The following is a 23,421-nucleotide window of genomic DNA, read 5'->3' on the forward strand; positions in this document are numbered from 1 at the left end:
CCCGACCGGGGAGGCGGCACGCGGGGACGGCAGGTCAGCGCAGTATCGCGACCGGCCCCTTCGCGCCGTGGAGGACGGAGTGGCTCACCGAACCGAGCAGCAGCCCCCGCACCCCGCCGCGCCCCCGGGAACCGACCACGATCAGGTCGGCGGGGGTGGCCTCCTCCAGCAGCGCCACCACCGGATGGGCGCGCACGACCCGGGGGATCACGGCCACGCCGGGGTGCCGCAGCCGGGCCTCGGCGATCTCCTCCTCCAGGGACTGGCGCGCGGCCTCGGCGGCCGTGGCGTCGTCGAACAGCTCGGGCGGGATGGGACCGGTGGCCGCCGCGAAGGCCACCAGGGGCTGCCAGGCGCTGACGGCGACCAGTTCGGTGTCGGCGAACTCCGCCTGCGCGAAGCCGAACTCCACGGCCCGGCGGCTGGGTTCGGAGCCGTCGACGCCGACGATCACACGCCCGCGGACGCCGTGCGCGGAGGCGTGCTCGTGCGGCATGACCACGACGGGGACGGGAGAGCGGGCGGCCAGTTCGATCCCGACCGACCCCACGAACGCGGCGAGGAAGCCGCTGAGCCCGCGCGACCCGACCACGACCGCCGCCGCGCCGGGGCTCCCCGCCTCCGCGAGCAGCGCGTCCAGCGGCCGGGCCGGCGACAGCACGGGGTCCACCTCCAACTCGGGGAAGAGCCGGGCCACCCAGTCGGCGGCGTAGGCCAGCAGGCGCTCGGCGGCGGAGGTGTCCACGCCGACCGCGAGCGGGGGTCCCTCGTCGGGGACGGGTGCGTCGAAGACGCCCACGGAGGCGGGGGAGGAGGCCGCCACGACGATCCGCAGGCCGAACCCGCGCAGCACGGCCTGGTGGGCGGTCCACTCCAGCGCGTGCCGGCTGGAGTCGCTGCCGTCCACCCCCACGATCAGCCACCGTGTCGTGGCCGCACCGTCCATCACGTGTGCCTTCCTGTCGGATGTGTCCTGGTCCGCGCGGTCTCCCGACGGTCACGCGCGCGGTGTCTGACAATCCCCCCTACCTCGATCATGACGCGCCAACACACACCCGTGGATAACGGTGCCGCCGCGAGTTGGGTGACGTAGGTTCGTCGAACGACCCGTGTTCCGCCGTGGGGGACGGAACGTGAGCGGGCTCGGCCACGTCTCATGGGGAAGAGGACGCCGTCGGCGGAACGGGAGGGCAGTATGCCTGACACGAGCACCGCGAGTCTGCACTGGGACTACCGCGACGGAAGGGTGGCCGCCGTGGCGGCGGCCGTGGTCTACAGTCTCTGGGTTCTGGAGGTCGTCCTGCCCGGGGGCGGGGCCGCGCAGGGGGCGCTGGCCGAGCCGGACTCGCCCTTCGGCGAGTTCCTGGACAGCACCCATCGCATGGCGTCGATCCTGGTCATCGTGGCGGCCGCGCTGGGGCTGTCCCTGGGGACGAGACGGACGCGGCGCTGGCTGCTGGTCTCCTGGTGGTCGATGGCCGCGTTCGGCGTGATCTCCCTGGTCACGTCGCTGATGCCGGGCGCCTGCCGGGTCTCCACCGACGTCGCGTGCGCCGCGGAGTCACTGGCCGAGGGCGTGCACGGGGCCACCGTCGCCCAAGCCCTGCTGTCGGTGGCGGCGGTCGCGGCGGCACTGGTGAGCGTGGTCGCGCTGGCGGTGAACCGGTGGAGCGCCGACGATCCGGCGTGGCTGTTCGTGGCGGTCATGGCCGCCCTCCAGGCGGTGGCGGCCGTCGCCGTCCTGATCCTGGCCGGGATCCTGTACTGGGCCTCCGGCGACGGCGACCCCGGGGTCCCGCTGGGGCTGGTGCAGCGCGCGCACCTGGTGACGGTCGCGCTGTGGCTGCTCACCGCCGGGATCGTCCCCGGCCCCTGGAAGCGGACGCACGACGGCCGGGCGGCCGCGACCGCCCACTGACGCGGGTGCCTCACGATCCGGCGACTCCGCCCCCGCCCAAAGGCTGGCGACGCACACGGAGAGGCTACTGTCTACTTCCCTAGCCAAACCATGTCTAGTAAAATAGAGTTACTCTCCGTGAAACGCAGGGGCCTGCTCAAACGACTCAGGGACGCAGCGGAACAGAAAGGGTTGGCACTGGACTTCGTCCGCCACGGCGGCAAGCCTGAATCTCTCGGGTCGGCGACTACCGTTTTCCGGTGGGACGTCACCCCGGCATCCCGGAACTGACGGCCCTCAAGACGATCAAGGAGGTGGAGAACCTGTGAGCACGGCCGAGCACCACTACGAGGCATGGTGCGAGCGGGATGGTCGTGCCTGGTCCGTCGACGTTCCCGAACTCCGCATCCACACCCACGGCCACACCCTTGTCGATGCTGAGCGCATGGCACGGGACGCGATCGCCGGGGTGCTGGACGTCCCGGTGGAAACCGTCACCGTCACCCTGCACGTCGAGGGGATCGAGGACCAACTCGCCGAGGCCCGGGCAGCGCGTTCCGCCCGAGCCCAGGCCACCGCACGTGAGAAAGAGGCCCTCGCCAACGCGGTGGCGGCGCTTCGGGCGGCGGGGGCGAGCCAACGCGACGCCGCACTGCTCCTCGGCATCTCCCACCAGCGGATCTCCCAGATCTCCGCCGCCGGTACCGCCCCCGCCGTCTGACCGCTGACGGTCCGGAGCCCTGCCGCCGGGGCGGCGCGGGTCCTCCGGACCGCGGCCTCAGCGGAGCGCCTCGGGCAGCGGGCGGGCGTGCACCACGTGGAGCGTGCTCACCGCGCGGGTGAGCACCACGTAGAGCCGGTTGGCGCCGCGCTCCTCGGCCTCCACCACGGAGGCGGGTTCGGCGACCACGACGGCGTCGAACTCCAGACCCTTGGCCAGGCTCGCGGGCACCGCCACCAGGCGGCCCGCGTCCAGCTCGGACTCGCCCAGCAGCGGGACGGACAGCCCCTCCGCGGTCAGGGCGTCCCGCAGCGCGGGCAGTTCGCGGTCGGCGGCGATCAGCCCCACCGACCCCTCCCCCTTGAGCGCGTCACGGCAGGCTTCGGCGACCGCGGCGGTGAGCGAGCCGTCCGCGGCGCTGGTGACGGTCAGCGAACCCTCCGCCCGGCGGACGGCCGACGGGGCGCCCAGGCCGGGGGCGATGTCGGGCAGCAGGCGGGCGGCGAAGTCGATGATCTGCGCGGGGACGCGGTACCCCCGGTCGAGGACCCGCAGGTGGCCGGTGGGCTTGCCCAGGTGTTCCAGGAGCGTGGCCCAGTTCCCCGCCGCCGAGGGGCTGGTGCCCTGGGCGATGTCGCCGAGCACGGTCAGCGACCCCGACACGCAGCGCCGACCGATCGCGCGGCACTGCATGGGGCTGAGGTCCTGGGCCTCGTCCACGACGATGTGCCCCAGGCCGGCGGGCCGTTCGATCAGCGCCGCCGCCTCGTCCACCAGGGCCAGGTCCTCCTCCGACCATCGCGCCGACCTGGGGCCGCGCGGCCTGCCCGGCACAAGGACGGCCCGCTGCTCATCGGGGCTGAGCACGCCGTCGGCGGCGCGGGCGAGCCGTTCGGGGTCGGTGAGCAGGCCCAGGACGAGCCTGAGGGGCTCGACCTTGGGCCACAGGGCGTTGACCGCCGACCTGACCGCGGGGTCGCGCCGCACCTGGGCGTGGGTGCGGTCGTCGCAGACCTCTCCGGCCGACTCCATGAGCGAGAGCACGGTGTGGGCGATGCGGTGCGAGAGCAGTTCGCGTCCCGAACCGTAGGCGACCCCGCGTTCGGCCAGCTCGGACAGGAGGGGGCGCAGGTCCTCGGGGTACAGGCGCCAGCGGCGCGCGCCCCGGCGGACCACCACGGGCTCCTCCGGTTCGCGCAGGTGGGACCAGAGGTCGCGGCGCAGGACCTCGGCCATCCGGGCCTGGCCCTTGATCCGGGCGGCGCCGGGTTCCTCGGTCCGGCGCACCCACCCGGCGGCGGGGCGAAAGCGTTCGGGCAGGTCGGCGGTGAGCAGTTCGGTGACGGTGGTCTGGGCGACGTCGACCTCGCCGAGGGCGGGCAGGACGTCGCGGATGTAGGAGAGGAAGGAGCGGTTGGGGCCGATGATCGCCACGCCGGAGCGGGCGAGGCGTTCGCGCTCGGTGTAGAGGAGGAAGGCGACGCGGTGCAGGCCCACGGCGGTCTTGCCGGTGCCGGGGGCGCCCTGGACGCACAGGGTGGTCTCCAGCGGGGCCCGGACCAGGTCGTCCTGTTCGGGCTGGATGGTGGCGACGATGTCGCGCATCGGGCCGGTGCGGGGCCGTTCGATCTCGGCGGCGAGCAGGCCGTCGGCGGGCGCCCCGCCGGTGTCGGCGGTCGTGAGCGGTTCGTCCTCGAAGGCGGTGAGGACGGCCTCGGCCCCGTCGGCCGCGGCGCCGAAGCCGTAGCGGCGACGGTTGCGCACGCCCATCCGGTCGGTGGGGGAGGCGCGGTAGTAGGCGACGCACAGGGGCGCCCGCCAGTCCAGGACCAGGGGGCGGCCGTCGGCGTCGTGGACGTGGCGGCGGCCGATGTGCACCCGGTCGGGCTCCTGGTCGGTCTCCCGGTCCGGGGAGGGCGCGGGGTCGTCGTCGACGAAGACCGTGCCGGGGTCGAAGTCGAGGCGGCCGAAGAACAGCGGCGCTCCGGGGACGTCGGCCAGGGCGGCGAGTCGGCGCTCGCGACCGCGCTGGAGGGCGGCGTTGGTGACCTTGTCGTTGACGACGTCGCCGAGCATGAGGGCGGTTCCCCGGACCTCCTCGCGCATCCGGGCCAGGGCGGCGCGGGCGGCGGCGAGGTGGTCGCGTTCGGCCTGGAGCTCGGGGCTCACGGGCACGGCGGAGGGATCGGTCGTGGTCATGGGCGGACCTCGGAGGGGTTCGGCGGGACAGGGCGCGACCGCGTGCGTGCGCGGGTCCCGCCCCGGTCGCCGTCGAAGGCCCGGTTCGTTCCGATCCGTCAGAGCACACGACACCCCGGGGGGCGCGGCCGGAAAAGGAGCCCTACCTTAACCGCCTCGGGGGTCGGCGGCAAACCCCGACGACGAAGAATCCCGGTTCTCCACACCCCGAGCCCGCATGAGCACAGCGAGGGGCGTACGGGGTCCTGCAAGACGAGGCAAACCGCCAGCGGGGAACGAGCGACAGGCGCCGCCGAGGATGAAGGATCCCCGCTCTCCACGCCCCGAGCCCCGACGCGAGGCGACGAGCGCGCGAAGAGCACGGTCAGGTCTTGCGCAGGCGGACCCGCTGGACGCGGTGGTCGTCGCCCTTGTAGAGGACCAGGGTGGCGCGGCCCCGGGTCGGACGGATGTTCTCCACCAGGTTGACCTCGTTGATCGTGCGCCAGGTGTTGGCCGCGAACTCCACCGCCTCCTCCTCGCCGATGGTCGTGGCCATGTGGTGGAAGTAGGAGCGCGGGTCGGCGAAGGCGGTGCGGCGCAGCTCCCGGAAGCGGTCGAGGTACCAGTTGCGGATGTTCTCGACCTTGGCGTCGACGTAGAGGGAGAAGTCGAAGAAGTCGGCCACGGCCAGGTGTCCGGCGGTGGCGGGCTGGAGCACGTTGATGCCCTCGACGATGAGGATGTCCGGGCGGCGGACGGTCTGGCGCTCCCCGGGGACGACGTCGTAGGCCAGGTGGGAGTAGACGGGGATGTCGATCCGCTCGGCGCCCGCCTTCATCTCCGAGACGAACCGCACCAGCGCGCGCCGGTCGTAGCTCTCGGGGAAGCCCTTCCGGCGCATCAGCCCGCGCGCCTGGAGCACGTCGTTGGGGTAGAGGAAGTTGTCCGTGCTGACCAGTTCCACGTTGGGGTGGTTGGGCCACTGGGCGAGCAGGGAGCGCAGGAGGCGCGCGGTCGTGGACTTGCCGACCGCGACGCTGCCCGCGACTCCGATGATGAACGGGGAGGGGCGGTCGGCCTCCCCCAGGAAGGCCCGGACGGCCGCGTGCCGCTGCTGGGTGGCGCCCACGTAGAGGTTGAGCAGCCGCGACAGGGGCAGATAGACGTCCCGCACGTCGTCCAGGGACGTGGGGTCGGTGGTGCCGCGCAGGGCGGCCAGGTCCGCCTCGGTCAGGGACAGCGGCGTGGAGGCCCGCAGGGCCGCCCAGGCGTCCCGGTCCAGCTCCACGTACGGCGAGGAGACGCCGTTCTTCGTCGCGTAAGACACGGTTGACCACCCTAGACGAGGACCCGGAGCGTACCGGGCAACTGGTCCCCCCTAGCCCCCGACCTGGGGTGGGGACGTGCCCGAAACCACACGTTCACGTGGCCGGCGCGGAAAAATTTCTGCCGGGTCCGCAACCGACGACCGGGGTTCCACTCTGTGTGAGCACCCTGCCCCCGACCTGCGCGGTCTACCCCCCATACACCAAATGGTCTATACCGTTACCTGCGAAAACGACCAGTGGTATGGGACACTGGTTGGTCGATTTACCGTCCGCTTTCACCTACGCTGGCGCTCATGTGCGGAATCGTTGGCTACGTCGGGCCGCAACCGGCGCTTGAGGTCGTCGTGAACGGCCTCGCGAGGTTGGAGTACCGCGGATATGACTCCGCGGGTGTCGCTGTGCAGGGTGGGGGCGCGCTGCACACCGAGAAGCGGGCGGGCAAGCTCGCCAACCTGCGCCAGGCCCTGGAGAACCACCCGATGCCCGGGGACGGCGCCGGTATCGGGCACACGCGCTGGGCGACCCACGGCGCGCCCAACGACGTCAACGCCCACCCCCACGTGGACAACGACCACCGGGTCGCGGTGGTGCACAACGGCATCATCGAGAACTTCGCCGCCCTGCGCGTCGAGCTGGAGGACCTGGGCTGCAAGTTCACCTCCGAGACCGACACCGAGGTCACCGCGCACCTGCTCGCCGCCGAGCTCAGGCAGCGCGGCGACGGTGACCTGGCCGCGGCCATGCGCGCGGTGTGCCGCCGTCTGGAGGGCGCGTTCACGCTCGTGGCGACCTCCGTCGACGACCCGGGCCTGGTGGTCGCGGCCCGCCGCAACTCGCCGCTGGTCGTCGGCCGGGGCGAGGGGGAGAACTTCCTGGCCAGCGACGTGGCGGCGTTCATCGCGCACACCCGCGAGGCGGTCGAGCTCGGCCAGGACCAGGTCGTGGAGCTGCGCGCGGACTCCGTGGTCGTCACGGACTACGACGGCAACCCGGCCGAGGTGCGCGAGTACCACGTGGACTGGGACGCGTCGGCCGCCGAGAAGGGCGGCTACGACTACTTCATGCTCAAGGAGATCGTCGAGCAGCCGCAGGCGGTGGCCGACACCCTCCTGGGCCGCGTCACGATGGACGGGCAGCTGACCCTGGACGAGATGCGGCTGACGCCCGAGGAGCTGCGCACGGTCGAGAAGATCGTCATCATCGCGTGCGGCACCTCCTACCACGCGGGTCTGATCGCCAAGTACGCCATCGAGCACTGGTGCCGCATCCCGTGCGAGGTCGAGGTGGCCAGCGAGTTCCGCTACCGCGACCCGATCCTGAACCAGCAGACGCTGGTCATCGCCATCTCCCAGTCCGGCGAGAGCATGGACACCCTGATGGCGGTGCGCTACGCCCGCGAGCAGCGCGCCCGGGTGCTGGCGATCTGCAACGTCAACGGGTCGACCATCCCGCGCGAGTCGGACGGTGTGCTGTACACGCACGCGGGCCCCGAGGTGGGGGTCGCCGCGACCAAGACCTTCCTGACCCAGCTCGCCGCGTGCTACCTGATCGGCCTGTACCTGGCGCAGGTGCGCGGGCTGAAGTTCGGCGACGAGATCAACGCGGTCATCGCGCAGCTGGCCACGATGCCGGAGCAGGTCGAGCGGGTGCTGGGCACCGTGGGTCCGGTGCGGGAGCTGGCGCGGTCGCTGGCCGACGCCGACACGGTGCTGTTCCTGGGCCGCCACGTCGGGTACCCGGTGGCGATGGAGGGCGCGCTCAAGCTCAAGGAGCTCGCCTACATGCACGCGGAGGCGTTCGCGGCGGGCGAGCTGAAGCACGGCCCGATCGCACTGATCGAGGACGGGCTGCCGGTCGTCGTGGTGGTGCCGTCGCCGAAGGGCCGCAGCGTGCTGCACGACAAGATCGTCTCCAACATCCAGGAGGTCCGCGCGCGCGGCGCCCGCACGATCGTGATCGCCGAAGAGGGCGACGAGTCGGTGCGGCCGTACTCGGACGTGCTGGTCGAGGTCCCGGCGGTGCCGACCCTGCTCCAGCCGATCGTCTCGACGATCCCGATGCAGGTGTTCGCGTGCGAGCTGGCCCTGGCCAAGGGCAACGACGTGGACCAGCCGCGCAACCTGGCCAAGAGCGTCACCGTGGAGTAACCCCTCCACCGGACGAGGACGGGGTGTGCCCGGGGGAGTTCCGTCCCCGCCGGGCGCGCCCCGTCCGTGTTCCGCTCACCGGCTCCGGACGGCGGCGCACTCGTGGGCGGTGCGGGCGGCGGCCACGTCGGCGTGGGCGGCCAGGACGCGGCGCAGTGACAGGACGTCGAGGATCCGCGACAGCTGCCGGGGCGGGGAGGCCAGGAGCAGGTGGCGGCGCACCCCCGTCGCGGCGCGCTGGGCGGCGATGAGGGCGTTCACCCCGGAGGCGTCGATGAACTCCACCGCGGTCAGGTCGACGATCACGCACCCGTCGACCACAGCGCCCGCGAGGCGGGCGTACACCTGGTCCGCCGTGGCCAGGTCGATCTCACCGTCCAGTTCGACGACGACGGTCCCACCGCACGCGAACCGGCCCCGCTCCGTGTCCAGCACGGCCACGCCTCGCTCCCGGGCTCGGATGGAAGAGAACTCTCCGCAGAACACCGCCGGTCAAATACCGACATGCGCTGACAGCCTACTCCGCCCGAGCGGCGACGCCGATGTCCCCCGGAGGCATCGGATGACCGTTATCCGGACCGGAGGGGGCGTATTTCAGTCTTCACCGCCACAAACAGCCCAAACGATCTTTCCTTCGCCCCGGACCGGATCCCATCCCCATGTCCGGCTGAACGCGGCGACGAGCCCGAGCCCGCGCCCCGATTCGGCGAAATGGTGCGCCTCCACCCGCACCGGACCGCGTTCGGCCTGGTCAGCGACCATACACACCACCTGACGCCGTGCCCTGAGCAGCCGGAACTGCACGAGAACCCGCGTTCCCTCCGGAGAGCGGCCCTCCGGGACGGCGTGCCGGCAGGCGTTGCCGACGAGTTCGGAGACGACGAGCCGCAGATCCTCGGCGACCTCCGCCAGACCCCACTCCCGGGCCGTTCCCGTCGCGAGCTCGCGCGAGGCGCGGACCGAGTCGGGCGTGGCCGGGAAGGCCCGCGCCACGGCCTCCGGCGTGCGCGCGCACTGTCCCACGTCGAGACGGCCCAGCGCCCGGTCCCACCAGCCGCCCGCGCGCCCACCGTTCGCCTCGGTGAGCGCAGGACGGCTCCAGGTTGCCTCGGAGTCGATTTCCGAGGACACCAACTCTGCGTTCATCACGGTCCTCACGAGGTGATGTCGGTTCACGCGGCCCTGTCTGACGCGGTCAACGTCGCTTACATCTGTAAGCCACGGATGCACGTGCAGCGTAACGAGTGGCAAGACTATAGGACGAAGCGCCCCAAACGGTAGGTCTCCGGAGAAGAATTCACGCGCCGGTACACACGATTACACCGGACGCGACGGCGCAGTTCCGGCACACGGACCCAATGCCGACAACTCTGTGCACTTCAGTGACCTCTGGGTATACTGAGCGGTCGCCAGCGCCGAAGCCGCTACAGGGAGGGTGACGTGGTCGCCGACCAGGCTGAGAATATGCAGGTCACTCGGGATTTCCTGGCGAATTCCAGTGGCGGTCCCACCGTGCTGCGCATTCTGCTCGGCAGCCAGCTCCGGCGCCTGCGTCAGGCCAAGGGCATTTCCCGCCACGACGCCGGGTACGCCATCCGCGCCTCGCACGCCAAGATCAGCCGGATGGAGCTCGGACAGGTCAGCTTCAAACCGCGTGACGTGGACGACCTGCTCAAACTCTACGGAGTGGACGACGCCGGGGAACGCGAAGCGCTCCTGGGCCTGATCTCCAGCGCCAACGCCCAGGGCTGGTGGCACCAGTACGGCGACGTCCTCCCGCAGTGGTTCGGCGTCTACATCGGACTGGAGGAGGCGGCCTCGGTCATCCGTACCTTCGAGGTCCAGTTCGTGCCGGGGCTGCTCCAGAGCGAGGACTACGCCCGCGCGGTGATCCGCCTGTCGCGCACGGCCACCTCCGACGACGACGTGACCAACCGCGTCAGCATGCGCATGCACCGCCAGCGCCGTTTCGTCGAACCCGACGCGCCCCGCCTGTGGGCGGTCATCGACGAGGCGGCCCTGCACCGCCCCTACGGCGGCGCCGACGTCATGCGCGGCCAGATCGAGCACCTCATCGAGATGACGCGGCGGCCCAACATCACCATCCAGGTGGCCACGTTCGCCATGGGCGGCCACGCCGCCGCGGGCGGCCCGTTCAGCATCCTGCGCTTCCCCACCCCGCAGCTGCCCGACGTGGTCTACCTGGAGCAGCTGAGCAGCGCCCTGTACTTCGACAAGTACGACGACACCCACCGCTACGCGCTGACCATGGACCACCTGGCCACCCAGGCCCCTCCGCCGAACGAGACCGAGGGCATCCTCCGGGGCTTCCTGGAGCGCTACTCCTGACGACCGGACCGCCGCGGACCGGCTTCGGCGCGCCGCCGGACCGGGCGTTCAGCCTGCCCGCGGACCCTGACCGAGGGTGAGCAGGCGAGGGCCCGGGGCCCATCCGTGGGATGCGTGCTTCCGGGGTGAATGTTCTGACATGACCTGTTTCGGCCACGAGTCGAGAACGATCCTCGGCCCGTGAACCGCCCAGCGACCTGACACGTAAGCCCTGACGTGCGACGACACCGGCGGGTGACCCCCGGTTCTCCCACATGTACTTACCGATGTAATCACGTCTGCACGTGCATAAGCTACGCTTTGGGCCGCACCAAGGACGAGACGGACCCGCGCGGTGCACGGGCCACCCCTGTACTCGGGGCCCGATCCACCCGGCGAGCGCCCGGTGGTTCGCACGCGGCGGGCCCGACGCGGCGGACATCCGCGCACGGACACCCGCCCACGAGTCCCCGAAGTTCCAGGAGGTTGACATGCACTCGATCTACAACGGCGTTCCCGCCACCGACCTACCGGACGTCACCTGGACCAAGAGCAGCTGGAGCAACCCGGAGGGCAACTGCGTGGAGATCGCCGCCCTCCCGGACGGGGACTTCGCCGTACGCAACTCCCGCGACCCGCGGGGCCCCGCGCTCGTGTACACCACCGCCGAGATCGAGGCCTTCGTCAAGGGCGCCAAGACCGGGGACTTCGACGCGCTCATCGCCTGACCCCGCGTCCGCCCCGACCCGCCGCACCTCTCCCGGGCCCCCTCCCCCACACACAGACCTGCCCGGAGAACGTCCGGACCGTCGGCCGCCATCCCATCCCATTCCCGGCGGTCGCCGTCCACGGCCCGGACATGTGTGGAGCCCGGCACCGTTCGCGGTGCCGGGCTCCCTGTCCTTCACCCCCGGTCGCCTACAGGCGGGTAGGGTCCACCAGCCCGTTGGCCTCCACGGGCGCCTTCTCCCACGGGAAGTGGGTGGCGCCCAGCGCGGGCTTGAGGTCGAACAGCCAGGCCGCCTTCTCGTCGTACCTGGCGAAGAAGGGCTTGCCGACCAGCTCGGGGTCGCGCGCCTGGATGAAGTGCAGGACGAACACCTTCTCGCCCGCGACCTCGGTGACGCCGTCCACGCACACCTTGCCCGGGGTCGCCGACATCGACGGACCACGCACGGTGCGCGCCAGTCCGGACACGTTCTGGTACGCGCCCCGGAAGATGTCGTAGGCCTCGGCCAGCGGCACGGCGAAGTAGTCCTGCGGTCCCGTGTCGCGCTCGACGAACATGTAGTAGGGGACCATGCCGTGGCGCAGGTGCGTGCGCCACATGCTCTCCCACGTGGCCGAGTCGTCGTTGATCGTGCGGATCAGCGGCGCCTGGGTGCGGATGACGGCGCCGGTCCCGCGGATGCGGCGCACGGCCTCCTGCACGAGCTCCGGCTTCATCTCGTTCGGGTGCGAGAAGTGCGCCATGAACGCGAGGTTCTTGCCCGAGGCGACGACCTTCTCGAACAGGCGGAGGGTGTCGTCGGCGTCCGGGTCGGTCACGAAGCGCTGCGGCCAGTAGGCCAGCGCCTTGGTGCCGATGCGGATGGCCTCCAGGTGCTCGATCTCCAGCAGCGGCTCGATGTACTTGGAGATCACCCCCTCGCCCATGATCATCGGGTCGCCACCGGTGAAGAGCACGCTGGTGACCTCGGGGTGGCTGCGCACGTAGTCGACCAGCTGGTCGATCTCGCTGGAGGCGAACTTCAGGTCGGCGTCGCCGACGAACTGGGCCCAGCGGAAGCAGTACGTGCAGTACGCGTGGCACGTCTGGCCCTGCTTCGGGAAGAAGAGGACCGTCTCCTTGTACTTGTGCTGGACACCCGGGATGGGCTCGTCGTTGGCCGTCTTGGGCACGTTGAGGTCCATCTGCCCCGCCGGGTGCGGGTTCAGGTTGGCCCGGATCTGGTTGGCGGCCTCGTTCAGCTCCTTGCGCGAGGCGCCGGAACGGATCAGGTCGGCGATCCTGGCGACATCGCCAGAGGGCAGCATGTCGGCCTGCGGGAAGACGAGCCGGTAGATCGGATCGTCCGGCGCCGCGTCCCAGTCGATCAGCTCGTCGACGACATAGCTGTTGACCCGGAACGGAAGCACGGTGGCCACCGCTTGCACCGCGAGCCGCTCGTCTGCGGCGAGACCAGCTCGCGCCGTGAGCTCGTCGAGGTGTTTCGTCGTGTAGGCACGAAACCGACGTCCGGCGGACGGGGACAGTGCCGCGTCTGGCGTTACGCTCACGCCTCTCCTCTCCTGCATGTAGGCAGGGCCGCGACGGAACACCGCCAGGCAGCCCTGATCAGGCGGGTCCGATGTGCGCGGACACCGGTGGACCACCTGGTACGGAAATTCAGTGTGTAGGTCACACGGCTCCGGGCTTCGGACGAAGCCCGGACCGGCAAGCGGGTATACCCCGACAAGGGGTTCTGTACCCACCAACCGCAATATCCAGCCCTGACCTGGACATATGGGAAGTATCCTCGCATGAGGATACGAACCTGCCTAACCCAGACGTTCATCCGGCGACCCGATACCGTGGCTGCGGACCCGCCGCGCACGACGCGACCACCCGCGACACGGGCCCCGGCACACGGCTGGGGACCTGCGCGAACACGGGGTGATCCGCGTGCGCGCCCACCGACCGCACCCGTGGAGGACGGACCGACGTGAGTGGCACATCCGACGCGGACGTGGACGCCTCCGTCGTCCCGCGCACGTCTCCACCGATCATCGCGGTGGACGCGATGGGCGGCGACCGGGCCCCTGGGGAGATCGTCCGGGGCGCGGTGCTGGCCGTCCGGGAGCTGGGCCTGCGCGTGGTGCTGGTGGGACGGCGCACGGAGATCGCGACGCTGCTGGCCGAGGAGGACGCGCTCCGCGAGGTCCCCGTGGTGCACGCCGAGGACAGCCTGGCGATGCACGAGGGCGCGCTGGCCAGCTGGCGCCGCCCCCGCTCCAGTGCCGCCGTCGCCTGCCGGCTGATCCGGCGCGGTGACGCCGACGCGCTGGTCTCGGCCGGTTCGACGGGCGGGGTCGTGGCCACCTCGACCGTCCGCCTGCGCACACAGCCGGGCGTGCTGCGCCCCGCCCTGGCGGTGACCCTGCCCACAGGGGAGACGCCGACGGTGCTCGTGGACGCGGGCGCCAACGCCGACGCCAAACCGGAGATGCTCGTGCAGTTCGCCCACCTGGGGTGCGCCTACGCCCAGACGGCGTTCGGCGTGGAGCGGCCGAGGGTGGGGGTGCTGACCATCGGATCGGAGCCGGGCAAGGGCAACAAACTCGTGCGCCGGGCCACGGAGCTGTTGGCGGCCACCGCCGAGGACTCCCAGACCATGGACTTCCGCGGCAACATCGAGGGCCACGACCTGCTCTCCCGGAAGGTGGACGTGGTCGTGACCGACGGGCACACGGGGAACGTGGCGCTGAAGTCGGTGGAGGGCACGGCGGCGTTCGCGATGGAGGCCTTCCGCGAGGCGCTCACGTCGTCCGTGGCCGCGAAGGCGGGCGCGTTCCTGCAACGCCGGGCGCTCCGGGACCTGCGGGCGCGGCTGGACAGCGAGACCTACGGCGGGGCGGCGCTGCTGGGGCTCAACGGGACCGTGGTGATCGCACACGGCGACAGCCGCGCCCGGGGCGTGGCCCGCGCCTGCCAGCTCGCGCACGACCTGGCCGCGGGCCGGATCGGCGAGCGGATCCGCCGCCGCGTGCACCACCGGCCCCCGAACTGGCTGCACCGGCTGGCCCAGTCCGAGGAGCGCTGACCGGGGTCCGGAGGCCCGGGCCGCATCCCCCGTCCACAGGCGGCGATCCGCCCCTTCCCGGGGGCGCCCCGCCGTGATGGACTGGAAATCGGGGGTTCCCCGGCCCATGACCGTTTCGGCGTGCCCCCGCTCCGCCACGACCGGCCGGGAAGGGCCGGAGCGGTCGGTACGCTTGTGGCATGGCCGACCCGCAGGAAGTACTCTCGCGACGGGTCCAGTCCGCCCTCGGCGCCGCCTTCGGCCCCGAGTTCGCCGACACCGACCCCGTCATCCGCCCGTCCCAGTTCGCCGACTACCAGGCGAACGCCGCCCTCGCCCTCGCCAAGCGACTGGGCCGAAAGCCGCGCGAGGTCTCCGCGGCGATCATGGAACACCTGGACGTGGCCGACGTCTGCCGCGACGTCGAGGTCAGCGGGCCGGGCTTCATCAACCTGACGCTGCGCGAGGACTGGATCGCGGCTCGGACCCGCGACCTGCTCGACGACCCCCGTCTGGGCGTCCCCGAGCAGGAGGCGCTCAACATCCCGATCGACTACTCCGCGCCCAACGTGGCCAAGGAGATGCACGTCGGGCACCTGCGCACCACCGTCGTCGGCGACTCCCTGGCCCGCACCCTGGAGTTCCTGGGCCACAACGTCATCCGCCAGAACCACATCGGCGACTGGGGCACGCCCTTCGGCATGCTCATCGAGCACCTGTTGGAGGTCGGCGAGGACTCCGCCGACGCCGACCTGCTCACCACCGACCCCAACGCCTTCTACCAGGCGGCCCGGGTCAAGTTCGACTCCTCCGGCCCCGACGCCGAGGACTTCGCCGCCCGCGCCCGCCGCCGCGTGGTCGCCCTCCAGAGCGGCGACGAGGAGACGCTGCGGCTGTGGCGCAAGCTCGTCGGACTGTCCCGCGTCTACTTCAACAAGGTCTACGCCAAGCTCGGGGTCACGCTCACCGACGACGACCTGGCCGGGGAGAGCACCTACAACCACATGCTCGCCGACGTGTGCGACGAGCTGGAGGCCAAGGGCATCGCCGAGATCAGCGACGGCGCGCTGTGCGTCTTCCTCGACGAGTTCACCGGACGCGAGGACAAGCCGGTGCCGCTGATCGTCCGCAAGAGCGACGGCGGCTACGGCTACGCCACCACCGACCTGGCCACCGTCCGCCACCGCGTGGACGACCTCAAGGCCGACCGGATCCTGTACGTGGTCGGCGCCCCGCAGTCGCTGCACTTCAAGATGGTGTGGGCCACCGCGCGCGAGGCGGGCTGGCTGCCCGAGCGCGTGGAGACCACCCACGTGCAGATCGGCAACGTGCTGGGCAGCGACGGCAAGATCCTGCGCACCCGCAGCGGCGCGCCGATCCGGCTCATGGCGCTGCTGGACGAGGCCGTGGAGCGCGCCGCGGCGGTGGTCGCCCAGAACCGCCCCGACCTCAGCGAGGAGGAGCGGGCCGCGATCGCGGACAAGGTCGGCATCGGGGCGGTCAAGTACGCGGACCTGTCGGTCTCGCACGACACCGAGTACACCTTCGACTTCGACCGGATGCTGGCGCTGACCGGCAACACGGGCCCCTACCTCCAGTACGCGCAGGCGCGGATCCGCTCCATCTTCCGCAAGGGCGGGCTGGACCCGGACCAGGCGCGCGGCGCGATCACGGTCACGGAGGGCGCCGAGCGCGACCTGGCGCTGAAGCTGCTGGCGTTCGGCGGGGTCGTGGCCCAGGTCGGCGAGCTCCTCCAGCCGCACCGCCTGTGCGCGTACCTGTTCGACCTCGGCCAGGCGCTCACGGCGTTCTACGAGCACTGCCCGGTGCTCACCGCCGAGACCGAGGAACAGCGCGAGTCGCGGCTCGCGCTGGTCGCGGTCGCGCTGCGCGTTCTGGTCCAGGGCCTGGACCTGCTGGGCGTGGAGGCTCCCGAGCACATGTAGTCGCCGCGTCGGGCGCGCCGCGTCGCACGCGAACCGGGAGGCCGGGGCCGGAGGGCTCCGGCCTCCCGTGCGTGCACGGGGCTCCCCCGTCGCCTCTCCCGGTGTCGCCTCCCCCGGTGTGGCCGCTTTCCCGCCGCGCATCCCCCGGACCGCTCACGGCGCGCGTCGCCCCCGCCAGAGGGGGTGTGTCCGTTCCCGCCCGGAGGGGAGTCGAATGTCTCGCGCCCACCGGGCCGAAACCCCTCAAGCCGGGTCGGCACCGCGCCTAATGTGGACAAAAGGAACATAGGCGATAAATGGGAGATTTAGGATGGCTGACTTCCCCGTCGAGGTGGGTCCGGGCCCCGGCACCTGGTACCTCGACCCATTGCACTCCAGCCTGATCTTCGTCGCCCGCTACCTGCGTTTCGGCCGCGTCCAGGGAACCTTCGGCCAGGCCCGGGGCCGGTTCGACGTCGCCGAGGACCCGGCCGACTCCTCGGCGGAGGTCGTCCTGCGCGCGGACAGCGTCAACACCGGTGTGGGCGCCCGCGACGCCCACCTGCGCTCCGCCGACTTCCTCGACGCGGCCCGGTACCCCGAGATCCGCTTCGCCGCCGCCGGGATCGAGCCCGGCCGCCGGGGACGGCACGCCTTCCTCCTCCACGGCGACCTGACCCTCCACGGCGCCACCGCCCCGGTCACCCTCGACGCCCGTTGGGTCGGCGACGCACCGGACTACGCCTCCCCCGACGACACCCACGGCCACTTCTTCTCCGCGACCACCCGCCTCCGGCTGTCCGACTTCGGTGTGGGCGACGGCGGCGAGCTGCCCTGGGGCGGGCGCCTGGTCGGCGACGACGTCGACATCGTGCTGGAGGTCCGCGTCCAGAACCAGGACCCGGCGCCGTTCCTGGAGCGGATCGGCCACGTCGCCTCCTGAGCGACGCCACCGCCCCCGGGCGGCGTCCCCGCCTCCGGGGCGGGCTCACTCAGCCAGCAGCGCCTCGACCTCGTCACGGGTGGGCATCGACGAACTCGCGCCCGGCCGCTGCACGGACAGCGCGGCGGCAGCGGCGGCGAACCGCATCGCCTCCTCCGGCGGGCGACCCTCCGCCCGCGCCACGGCGAACGACCCGCAGTAGGTGTCCCCGGCCGCGGTCGTGTCCACGGCGGTCACCTTCCGGGCAGGGACGTGCACCGGCTCCACACCGCGCCGCCCGAACAGGCACCCGTCCTCGCCCAGGGTCAGCAGCACCTCCGGCACCCGCTCCAGCAGCGCCGTCAGGGCCTGGCGGGGCTCGGTGCGGCCGGTGATCGCGGCGGCCTCGTGCTGGTTGGGGACGAGCACGTCCACGCACTCCAGCAGCTCGTCGGGCAGCTCGCGCGCGGGCGCCGGGGTCAGGTACACCGGCACGCCCAGGGCGCTGCCCGTGCGCGCGGCGGCCACGACCGCCGCCATCGGCAGTTCGAGCTGGAGCAGCAGCGCGGCGCTGCCCTCGATGATCCCCGCGTCGCCGTCGGCGGTGCCCCGCACCTGCCCGTTGGCGCCCGGGACCACGATGATCTGGTTGCCGCCCCGGCCGTCCACGACGATGTGCGCCACGCCCGACGACCCGGGCACGGTGCGCAGGCCGGACACGTCGACACCGCTCTCGACGAGGTTGGCGCGCAGCTCCCCGCCGAAGGAGTCCTCGCCCACCGCGCCGAGGAAGGCCACCTCGGCCCCGGCCCGCGCGGCGGCGACCGCCTGGTTGGCGCCCTTGCCGCCGGGCACCTGGCGGAAGTCGGTTCCGGCGACCGTCTCTCCGGAGGAGGGCACCTGGTCGACGTAGGCCACCAGGTCCATGTTCACGCTGCCGAAGACGGCGATCCGTGGTGCGCTCACTCGCCCGATCCCTTCTCACCGTCCAGCTCGACGATCACGGGGGCGTGATCGGAGGGTCCCTTGCCCTTGCGCTCCTCGCGGTCGATCACGGCTCCGGTCACCCGGCCGCTCAGCGCCGGGGAGGTGAGCACGAAGTCGATCCGCATGCCCTTCTTCTTGGGGAAGGACAGCGCCTTGTAGTCCCAGTAGGTGTACACACCGGGGCCGGGGGCGTACTTGCGGACGACGTCGTCGAACCCGGTGTCGACGAGCGCGCGGAACGCGGCGCGCTCGGGCTCGGTGACGTGGGTCTTGCCCTCGAACTCGGCCATGTCCCACACGTCGTCGTCCTGGGGCGCGATGTTGAAGTCGCCCATGAGGGCGATCCGCGCGTCCGGGTCGGCGGCCAGCTCGGCGGCGTTCGCCTCGCGCAGCGCCTCCAGCCAGCGCAGCTTGTAGGCGTAGTGCGGGTGGTCGATCTCGCGGCCGTTGGGCACGTACAGGCTCCAGACCCGCACGCCGCCGCAGACGGCGCCGATCGCGCGCGCCTCGACCTCCTCGGGCTCCCCGTACCCGGGCTGGCCGGGGAATCCGGTGCGCACGTCCGCCAACCCGACGCGGGAGGCGATCGCGACACCGTTCCACTGGGAGAAGCCGAAGTGGGCCACCTCGTAGCCGCGGTCGGTGAAGACGTCGGCGGGGAACTGGTCGTCCCGGGCCTTGGTCTCCTGGACGGCGAGCACGTCGACGTCGCTGCGGTCGAGCCAGGCGCCGATCCGCTCCGCCCTGGCCCGGGCACTGTTCACATTCCATGTCGCGATACGCACAGGAAAAGGCTAGGCCATGCGGACGACACGCACGGCAACGGCGACGACCGGAGAACGCGTCGGAGGCGTCCGAGGGGAGGGAGGGCGGCGCCTCGGTCGTCACACCGGGGGCGGCGGGAACGGTGCGGGACGGCGAGCGGAGACGGGTGAGCCCCGGTGCGGCCGTCCTCCGCACCGGGGCAGTGCGACTCCCAGCACTTGCTCGGTGGTTTGTGTCGCGTCCCTTTTGACGTACGAGCCCTCCCCACGGTTCGCATCGACCCGAACTTTTCTCTATGGAGACTGACGCCCCTGATCCACAGAAGGCCCGAAGGAGCGTCAGACCGGACGCCCACGGGTAGTGCTGTGATACAGGACACAGCCCTTCCCTCGATGAGGTGAGCGATCCATGTCGACCGTCGAACCCGGCACCACACCCACCGACGCGCCCGAGGTCGACGAACGGCGGGCACGTGCCGTGGCGGAACAGGCCCGCGAGGCGGAGTGGGTCCGCCCCAGCTTCGCCAAGGAGCTGTACCTGGGACGGCTCCGTCTGGACCTGATCCACCCCCTCCCCGAACCCGACCCCGTCGCCCGCGCCACCGGCGAGACGTTCCTCGCCGAACTCCGCGAGTTCTGCCAGAGCGTCGACGCCCAGCGCATCGAACTCGACGAGCGCATCCCCGACGAGGTGGTCGCCGGGCTGCGCGACCTCGGCGCGTTCGGGATGAAGATCCCCACCGAGTACGGCGGTCTGGGGCTCAGCCAGCTCTACTACAACCGCGCCCTCACGCTCGTCGGCTCGGTCTCCCCCGCGATCGGCGCGCTGCTGTCCGCCCACCAGTCCATCGGCGTCCCGCAGCCGGTCTCCATGTTCGGCACCGAGGAGCAGAAGCGGGCCTTCCTGCCCCGCTGCGCGCGCTCGGACATCAGCGCGTTCCTGCTCACCGAGCCCGACGTCGGCAGCGACCCCGCCCGCCTGCGGACCACCGCCACACCCAGCGAGGACGGCACCGAGTACGTCCTCGACGGCGTCAAGCTGTGGACCACCAACGGGGTGGTGGCCGACCTGCTCGTCGTCATGGCCCGCGTCCCGGAGGGCCCCGGCCACCGGGGCGGCATCACGGCGTTCGTGGTCGAGGGCGACTCCCCCGGGATCACCGTCGAGCACCGCAACCGCTTCATGGGGCTGCGCGGCCTGGAGAACGGCGTCACCCGGCTGCACCGGGTACGGGTCCCGGCCGCCAACCGGATCGGGAAGGAGGGGCAGGGGCTGCGGATCGCCCTGTCCACGCTCAACACCGGACGGCTCTCGCTGCCCGCGCTGTGCGTGGCCGCGGGCAAGTGGTCCACCCGGATCGCCCGCGAGTGGTCCCGCGAACGGGTCCAGTGGGGACGCCCGATCGGCAGGCACGAGGAGGTCGCCAAGCGGATCTCCTACATCACCGCCACCACCTACGCGATGGAGGCGATGCTCGACCTGGCCAGCCAGCTCGCCGACGACTCCGACGCCGACATCCGCATCGAGGCGGCCATCGCCAAGCTGTGGGCGTCCGAGCACGCGTACGCGATCGCCGACGACCTGGTGCAGATCCGCGGCGGGCGCGGCTACGAGACCGCCGGGTCCCTGGCCGCGCGCGGCGAGCGCGGGATACCCGCCGAACAGCTGCTGCGCGACCTGCGGATCAACCGGATCTTCGAGGGGTCCTCGGAGGTCATGCACCTGTTCATCGCGCGTGAGGCGGTGGACGCGCACCTGTCCGTCGCCGGGGACCTCATCGACCCCGACGTCGACCGCGCGGACCGGGCGCGTGCGCTGGCCAGGGCGGGCGGGTTCTACGCCAGGTGGCTGCCCACGCTCGTGGTCGGGCAGGGGCAGGTGCCGTCGGCGTTCGCCGAGTTCGGGCCGATCGCCCCGCACCTGCGGTTCGTCGAGCGGACGGCGCGCAGGCTCGCCCGGTCGACGTTCTACGGGATGTCGCGGTGGCAGGGGAGGTTGGAGGTCAAGCAGGGGTTCCTCTCCCGGATCGTGGACATCGGCGCGGAGCTGTTCGCGATGAGCGCCGTCGCCGTGCGGGCCCGGTACGACGCCGACGCCCACCCCGAGCGCGGGGACACCCCGTTCGAGCTGGCCGACGTGTTCTGCCGCCAGGCGCGGCTGCGGATCGAGGCGCTCTTCACCGACCTGTGGTCCAACACCGACGACGTGAACGGCAAGCTGTCCCGCCGCCTGATGGACGACTCCTACACCTGGCTGGAGGAGGGGGTGCTCGACCCCTCCCTGCCCGGCCCGCTGATCGGTCCCGCCGAACCGGGGCCGACCGAGCTGCCGGACCAGCACCGCCGGATGGGCTGACCGGCCGCCCCCGCACCGGCTGCTCCACCCGGATCCGCGGACTGTCGTCGGCGGGGGTTAGCGTGTTCGGATGGCCGAACCGCACCCCCGCCGCGACGCGGAACTCTCCCTCACCCAGGCGCGCCGGATCGCCCTCGCCGCCCAGGGCTTCGCCGACCGTCGACCCGCCGGGCGGCCGACGCTCACCCACCTGGCCCGGGTCGTGCGCAGGGTGGGCGTCGTGCAGATCGACAGCGTGAACGTGCTGGCGCGCAGCCAGTACCTGCCGGTGTTCGCGCGTATCGGCGGCTACGACCCCGCGATGCTCGACCGGGCCACCACGACGAGGGCGCGCGCCAGCGCCGCGCGTCTGGTGGAGTGCTGGGCGCACGAGGCGAGTCTGGTGCCGCCCGCCACCCGCCAGCTGATGCGGTTCCGGATGGAGGGCAACCGGACCCGCACCGATGCCGGGTGGATCAACGCCGTCCAGCACCAGAAGCCGGAACTGGTCAAGGCGGTGCACGAGGAGGTGGCCCGGACCGGCCCGGCCACCGCACGCGAGGTGGAGGCGGCGCTGGCCCACGACCTGCCGCGCGCCAGGGACCACTGGGGGTGGAACTGGTCGGAGGTCAAGAAGTGCCTGGAGTACCTGTTCTGGGTGGGTGACGTCATGGTCGACGGGCGCAACGGGCAGTTCGAGCGCCGCTACGACCTGACCGAGCGTGTGCTGCCCCCGGAGCTGCGCGACCTTCCCCTGCCCGAGCCCGCCGACGCCCACCGCGAGCTGGTCGCGATCTCGGCCCGCGCGCACGGGGTGGCGACCGAGCCGAGCCTGCGGGACTACTTCCGGCTGCGGCCAGAGGAGTCCAAGGCGGCCGTGCGGGACCTGGTGGACTCCGGTGAGCTGGTCCCCGTCCGGGTGCAGGGGTGGCGGCGGCCCGCGTACCTGCACAGGGACGCCCGGGTGCCGCGCCGGGTGGAGGCCCGCGCGCTGCTCAGCCCGTTCGACTCGCTGATCTGGCACCGGGAGCGCACCGAGGAGCTGTTCGGGTTCCGGTACCGGCTGGAGATCTACGTCCCGGCGGCCAAGCGGGTGCACGGCTACTACGTGTTGCCGTTCCTGCTGGGGGATCGGCTCGTGGCCCGCGTGGACCTCAAGGCCGACCGCGCCGAGGGGGTGCTGCTGGCCCAAAGGATCACGCTGGAGGAGGACGCGCCCGCCGACACCCTGGACCAGCTCACCGACCAGCTCGCCCGGATGGCCGAGTGGCTGGGCCTGGTGCGCGGGGTCGGCGGCCCGGCGCTCACCGGCCGCTGACACACGTGTTCCGTGCGCCGCCCGGCGCACGGAACACGTCCCTTCCTCTCCTCCTCAGTCGCCCCACTCGACGCCCTCGAAGAGGTCCGGCACCCGTTCGCCCCGGGCGCGGAGCCTGTCCTCCCAGGCGATCCGCAGGGCCACCCAGCGGCCCTGGGTCTCGACCGCGCGCTCCTCCTCAGGTGTCAGCGGGGCGTTCTCCCAGTCGTTCATGGCCGCCCGCCCGTCTGCTCGCCGAAGAGACGGCGGATCTCGTTCTCGTCGAATCGTTGGCCGCCGCTGGGGGTGCGCACGGACCGCACCTTGCCCTGGCGGGCCCACCGGTTGACCGTGGCGTTGGCGACCCGGAAGATCGCCGCGACCTCACCGGCCGTCAGCAATGTCGGGGCGTTCTCCGGGTGTTCGGTCACCGCGTGCCTCCGTCCCGGGGCGGCGGAACCACCCTCAACGTCCGGCGGGCGATGACCGAGAACAGCTCCGTGTAGGAGGGAGCCTCCAGCCGCTCGAACGGGTTGCCGTCGCCGGTCCAGCCGACCGGCCGCCGCGCGGTGTAGGTCTTCACGCCGTGGTTGTCGACCTCGAAGGAGACGACCCACCGACCGGCGATGAGCTCGTCCAGGGCGCGGTGCGCCTGGCGTCGGTCCCTGCGGTCCATCACCGCCACCCCGCCCTCAGCCAGCTCAGCCCGGCGGCTACCGCACGGGGGGCGGGGAGCAGGCGCAGCAGGTCGGCCGGGCCGGAGACCACGAACGGCAGCGCGGGGCCGGGGGGGCGTAGCGGCGGGCG

21 protein-coding genes are annotated in these 23,421 nt (G+C 72.0%); 10 read left to right on the forward strand and 11 right to left on the reverse strand.

The features are described from left to right. Positions 1–34 precede the first annotated feature (34 nt). Positions 35–946, reverse strand: a complete 912-nt coding sequence (locus DVR05_RS13150; protein WP_116246145.1) for a universal stress protein — start codon at positions 944–946, stop codon at positions 35–37. A 249-nt stretch (positions 947–1,195) separates the two neighbouring features. Here DVR05_RS13150 and DVR05_RS13155 point away from each other — a divergent pair, with 249 nt between their 5' ends. Together DVR05_RS13155 and DVR05_RS13160 are read left to right on the forward strand one after the other, a co-directional pair. Beyond that, complete coding sequence (locus DVR05_RS13155; RefSeq protein ID WP_198659157.1) at positions 1,196–1,918, forward strand: DUF998 domain-containing protein; 723 nt, start codon at positions 1,196–1,198, stop codon at positions 1,916–1,918. Positions 1,919–2,222: 304 nt separating this feature from the next. Further along, positions 2,223–2,618: a type II toxin-antitoxin system HicB family antitoxin gene (locus DVR05_RS13160; protein WP_116246147.1), complete on the forward strand. Its 396-nt coding sequence runs from the start codon at positions 2,223–2,225 to the stop codon at positions 2,616–2,618. A gap of 57 nt (positions 2,619–2,675) precedes the next feature. Here DVR05_RS13160 and DVR05_RS13165 read toward each other — a convergent pair whose 3' ends face one another. Both DVR05_RS13165 and coaA read right to left on the reverse strand, forming a co-directional pair. Continuing rightward, on the reverse strand, positions 2,676–4,817 hold the full coding sequence (locus DVR05_RS13165) for an AAA family ATPase (RefSeq protein WP_116246148.1): 2,142 nt from the start codon (positions 4,815–4,817) through the stop codon (positions 2,676–2,678). A gap of 364 nt (positions 4,818–5,181) precedes the next feature. Continuing rightward, positions 5,182–6,087 carry a type I pantothenate kinase gene (gene coaA / locus DVR05_RS13170; RefSeq protein WP_232832132.1) on the reverse strand — a complete coding sequence of 302 codons (906 nt, stop codon included), beginning with the start codon at positions 6,085–6,087 and terminating at the stop codon, positions 5,182–5,184. A gap of 333 nt (positions 6,088–6,420) precedes the next feature. On the opposite strand from coaA, the gene glmS reads away from it, so the two are divergent. Further along, the gene (glmS, locus tag DVR05_RS13175) at positions 6,421–8,274 is read left to right on the forward strand and encodes a glutamine--fructose-6-phosphate transaminase (isomerizing) (RefSeq protein ID WP_116246150.1); all 1,854 of its coding nucleotides are present in this window, start codon (positions 6,421–6,423) and stop codon (positions 8,272–8,274) included. A gap of 75 nt (positions 8,275–8,349) precedes the next feature. Here the strand turns inward: glmS and DVR05_RS13180 are convergent, their stop codons facing one another. Further along, a complete protein-coding gene (locus tag DVR05_RS13180) occupies positions 8,350–8,715 on the reverse strand; it encodes an STAS domain-containing protein (protein ID WP_116246151.1) in 366 nt (121 codons plus the stop codon). 153 nt (positions 8,716–8,868) lie between these two features. Next, positions 8,869–9,420 carry an ATP-binding protein gene (locus DVR05_RS13185; RefSeq protein WP_116246152.1) on the reverse strand — a complete coding sequence of 184 codons (552 nt, stop codon included), beginning with the start codon at positions 9,418–9,420 and terminating at the stop codon, positions 8,869–8,871. A gap of 318 nt (positions 9,421–9,738) precedes the next feature. Between DVR05_RS13185 and DVR05_RS13190 the strand changes: the two genes are divergently transcribed. Both DVR05_RS13190 and DVR05_RS13195 read left to right on the forward strand, forming a co-directional pair. Further along, a complete protein-coding gene (locus DVR05_RS13190) occupies positions 9,739–10,623 on the forward strand; it encodes a helix-turn-helix transcriptional regulator (RefSeq protein ID WP_116246269.1) in 885 nt (294 codons plus the stop codon). A gap of 470 nt (positions 10,624–11,093) precedes the next feature. Further along, complete coding sequence (locus DVR05_RS13195; RefSeq protein ID WP_116246153.1) at positions 11,094–11,330, forward strand: DUF397 domain-containing protein; 237 nt, start codon at positions 11,094–11,096, stop codon at positions 11,328–11,330. Positions 11,331–11,520: 190 nt separating this feature from the next. On the opposite strand, the gene DVR05_RS13200 is transcribed toward DVR05_RS13195, so the two are convergent. After that, positions 11,521–12,900, reverse strand: coding sequence for a KamA family radical SAM protein (locus DVR05_RS13200; protein ID WP_116246154.1), 1,380 nt, complete (start codon positions 12,898–12,900; stop codon positions 11,521–11,523). Positions 12,901–13,307: 407 nt separating this feature from the next. Between DVR05_RS13200 and plsX the strand changes: the two genes are divergently transcribed. The 3 genes from plsX to DVR05_RS13215 all read left to right on the forward strand — a co-directional run bounded on the left by plsX (position 13,308) and on the right by DVR05_RS13215 (position 17,252). Then, entirely contained in the window at positions 13,308–14,405 is a 1,098-nt protein-coding gene (gene plsX, locus DVR05_RS13205) for a phosphate acyltransferase PlsX (RefSeq protein WP_116246155.1), read from the forward strand. A 179-nt stretch (positions 14,406–14,584) separates the two neighbouring features. After that, positions 14,585–16,330, forward strand: coding sequence for an arginine--tRNA ligase (argS, locus tag DVR05_RS13210; protein ID WP_116246156.1), 1,746 nt, complete (start codon positions 14,585–14,587; stop codon positions 16,328–16,330). Positions 16,331–16,640: 310 nt separating this feature from the next. Continuing rightward, complete coding sequence (locus DVR05_RS13215) at positions 16,641–17,252, forward strand: YceI family protein (RefSeq protein ID WP_116246157.1); 612 nt, start codon at positions 16,641–16,643, stop codon at positions 17,250–17,252. A 45-nt stretch (positions 17,253–17,297) separates the two neighbouring features. Here DVR05_RS13215 and rbsK read toward each other — a convergent pair whose 3' ends face one another. Both rbsK and DVR05_RS13225 read right to left on the reverse strand, forming a co-directional pair. Continuing rightward, positions 17,298–18,197 carry a ribokinase gene (rbsK, locus tag DVR05_RS13220; RefSeq protein ID WP_116246158.1) on the reverse strand — a complete coding sequence of 300 codons (900 nt, stop codon included), beginning with the start codon at positions 18,195–18,197 and terminating at the stop codon, positions 17,298–17,300. After that, complete coding sequence (locus DVR05_RS13225) at positions 18,194–19,003, reverse strand: exodeoxyribonuclease III (protein WP_198659158.1); 810 nt, start codon at positions 19,001–19,003, stop codon at positions 18,194–18,196. Before DVR05_RS13225 ends, rbsK begins: the two co-directional genes overlap by 4 nt. A gap of 388 nt (positions 19,004–19,391) precedes the next feature. On the opposite strand from DVR05_RS13225, the gene DVR05_RS13230 reads away from it, so the two are divergent. Beyond that, the gene (locus DVR05_RS13230; RefSeq protein WP_116246159.1) at positions 19,392–21,338 is read left to right on the forward strand and encodes an acyl-CoA dehydrogenase family protein; all 1,947 of its coding nucleotides are present in this window, start codon (positions 19,392–19,394) and stop codon (positions 21,336–21,338) included. Positions 21,339–21,408: 70 nt separating this feature from the next. Then, on the forward strand, positions 21,409–22,635 hold the full coding sequence (locus DVR05_RS13235; protein WP_116246160.1) for a winged helix-turn-helix domain-containing protein: 1,227 nt from the start codon (positions 21,409–21,411) through the stop codon (positions 22,633–22,635). A gap of 54 nt (positions 22,636–22,689) precedes the next feature. Here the strand turns inward: DVR05_RS13235 and DVR05_RS27015 are convergent, their stop codons facing one another. From DVR05_RS27015 to DVR05_RS13245, 3 genes are read right to left on the reverse strand one after another with little or no spacing between them, the layout of a single operon-like run. After that, entirely contained in the window at positions 22,690–22,848 is a 159-nt protein-coding gene (locus DVR05_RS27015; protein ID WP_198659159.1) for a hypothetical protein, read from the reverse strand. Further along, positions 22,845–23,045 carry a helix-turn-helix domain-containing protein gene (locus tag DVR05_RS13240; protein ID WP_157982439.1) on the reverse strand — a complete coding sequence of 67 codons (201 nt, stop codon included), beginning with the start codon at positions 23,043–23,045 and terminating at the stop codon, positions 22,845–22,847. Before DVR05_RS13240 ends, DVR05_RS27015 begins: the two co-directional genes overlap by 4 nt. Continuing rightward, entirely contained in the window at positions 23,042–23,290 is a 249-nt protein-coding gene (locus tag DVR05_RS13245) for a hypothetical protein (protein ID WP_232832110.1), read from the reverse strand. The genes DVR05_RS13240 and DVR05_RS13245 overlap by 4 nt, the downstream gene beginning before the upstream one ends. Positions 23,291–23,421: the final 131 nt, after the last annotated feature.

It is taken from the genome of Nocardiopsis sp. FIRDI 009 (assembly GCF_003386285.1).
GTDB lineage: Bacteria > Actinomycetota > Actinomycetes > Streptosporangiales > Streptosporangiaceae > Nocardiopsis.